This window comes from Micromonospora sp. NPDC002411, from assembly GCF_053592955.1.
Window position 1 is genome coordinate 1 of sequence record NZ_JBSFBM010000626.1, and the last position, 1,478, is coordinate 1,478.

Annotated in this window: 2 protein-coding genes and 1 tRNA gene; 1 reads left to right on the forward strand and 2 read right to left on the reverse strand. The window is 66.8% G+C overall.

The genetic code is table 11. The features are described from left to right. Together ACWCO3_RS34560 and ACWCO3_RS34565 are read right to left on the reverse strand one after the other, a co-directional pair. The coding region (locus ACWCO3_RS34560; RefSeq protein ID WP_450014204.1) for a terminase gpP N-terminus-related DNA-binding protein at positions 1 to 491 on the reverse strand (491 nt) is incomplete at its 3' end. 19 nt (positions 492 to 510) lie between these two features. After that, positions 511 to 585 (reverse strand) — tRNA-Leu (locus ACWCO3_RS34565). A gap of 97 nt (positions 586 to 682) precedes the next feature. On the opposite strand from ACWCO3_RS34565, the gene ACWCO3_RS34570 reads away from it, so the two are divergent. After that, positions 683 to 1,306 (forward strand): ANTAR domain-containing response regulator, encoded by a 624-nt coding sequence (locus ACWCO3_RS34570; RefSeq protein WP_088991522.1) that lies wholly within the window; start codon positions 683 to 685, stop codon positions 1,304 to 1,306. The last annotated feature ends 172 nt before the right edge of the window (positions 1,307 to 1,478 follow it).

Sequence of the window (1,478 nt, forward strand, 5' to 3'; positions counted from 1 at the left end):
CAGTCGGTCAGGACGATCGGTCGCTCGTGCTTCTTGCCGGGACCGTGCTGTGGCAGCAGGCACGGCCAGTGGCTGCCGTAACTCTGCACGCCGACGCAACCCTGTTTCTGGACCCGCTGCACCTTAGCGGCGAGCACAGCACGCATGGTCGCGTCACATGCCTCGATCAGCCCTGGCCAGGCGTTAGAGCAGTAGATGCGCAAGACCGGTACCCGGGCCGTCGTGACCAGATGGCCATCGCCGAGGTACAGACCGAGCAGATAGGCGTAGGCACGAGGGTCTGTCGGACTCTCGACACCCTCACGGCAGCGGAAGCACCTGAGCTGCGTGCCCTGGAACTTCGCCTCTGGTCGGTCATTGCACCAGTGCCAGACCGTCCGATAGGGCAGGCCGGTAGCACGAGCGGTGTCGGCAACCGTGCTGCCAGCAAGGAAGAGTTGCCGCGCACGCGCGCGGATCTCGGGTGGATGCACGAGTTCATACTCGAACATCCGTACGACATTAACTTTGTGCCCTCGGTGGGATTCGAACCCACACTGTATGGAGTTTGAGACCATTGCCTGCTGCCAGTTGGGCTACGAGGGCGCTTCCCTGATTCAGCCCTGACAGGATACCCACTACGCTGAGGGCGGTGACACCCGGCTGGGCGGGTGCCGCGTTCGAACTGGTGGGGGTAGGGCTGGTGGCTGAGATGCCGACGGATGCCGAGCGCAGGCGCGTACTGATCGCCGAGGACGAGGCGCTGATCCGGCTGGACCTCGCCGAGATGCTTGTCGAAGAGGGTTACGAGGTGGTGGGGGAGGCCGGAGACGGTGAGACAGCCGTCCGCCTCGCCGAGGAACTGAAGCCCGACCTGGTCATCCTCGACATCAAGATGCCGATCATGGATGGGCTGGCCGCCGCCGAGCGCATCGCCGGCGCCCGAATCGCCCCGGTGATCATCCTGACCGCGTTCAGTCAGCGTGACCTGGTGGAGCGGGCGCGGGCGGCCGGAGCGATGGCGTACCTCGTGAAGCCTTTCCAGAAGAGCGACCTGGTCCCGGCGGTGGAGATCGCGCTGTCGCGTTACTCGGAGGTCGCGGCCCTGGAGGCGGAGGTCGCGAGCCTGACCGACCGCCTGGAGATCCGCAAGGCGGTGGAGCGGGCCAAGGGCGCGCTGATGACCACGTACGGGATGACCGAGCCGCAGGCGTTCAAGTGGATCCAGCGCACGGCGATGGACCACCGGATGACCATGAAGGAGGTCGCCGAGCGGATCCTCGCGGAGACCGCTGGCGGCGAGGTGTCGCAGCAGCCGACCGTCTGAGCGCCTGACCGTGGCGCGCGGGGGGACGCCCCGCGTGACCTCCGGTGGTTAGCATCGACGTGTGTCCGTCCGACGGGTGATCGCGGTGTTCGGCCTCTTCGCGCTGGCTCTTGCCGGGTGCGACGAGATCGGAAGAGCGGCGGCCGGCGGGATCCGGACCGGACGGGGAACC